At 60.5% G+C, this 291-nt stretch carries 1 pseudogene; it reads right to left on the bottom strand.

Annotation, left to right across the window (positions count from 1 at the left end):
* A pseudogene (locus SAHL_RS03330) lies at nucleotides 1–291 on the bottom strand (AI-2E family transporter); the annotation flags it as partial.

The following is a 291-nucleotide window of genomic DNA, read 5'->3' as shown; positions in this document are numbered from 1 at the left end:
AGCATGAACATCGTCAGGCCGATGACGACGCCCAGGCTGAAGTTGATCACCGTGATCGTCAGCAGATAGCGCGACAGCTTGCGCTCCGCGCTGTGGACGAGCTTCACTGCCCGTCGCTTGTCGTGAAAGGTCGGCAGCACGTGCACGATCTTTTCGTAGAACATGTCGCCCGAGGCGAGCAGAAAGAACAGCAGCACGAACGTGAACACGAACTGCGCGAACACGCTGGGGGCGACCATCGCGACGTTTTCGGCCACGTCGTTGCCGCGCTCGATCTCGACCTTTTCGGGG

Source organism: Salinisphaera orenii subsp. halophila YIM 95161, assembly GCF_003732545.1.
GTDB lineage: Bacteria > Pseudomonadota > Gammaproteobacteria > Nevskiales > Salinisphaeraceae > Salinisphaera > Salinisphaera orenii_A.
This window is presented reverse-complemented; position numbering and strand designations above follow the sequence as displayed.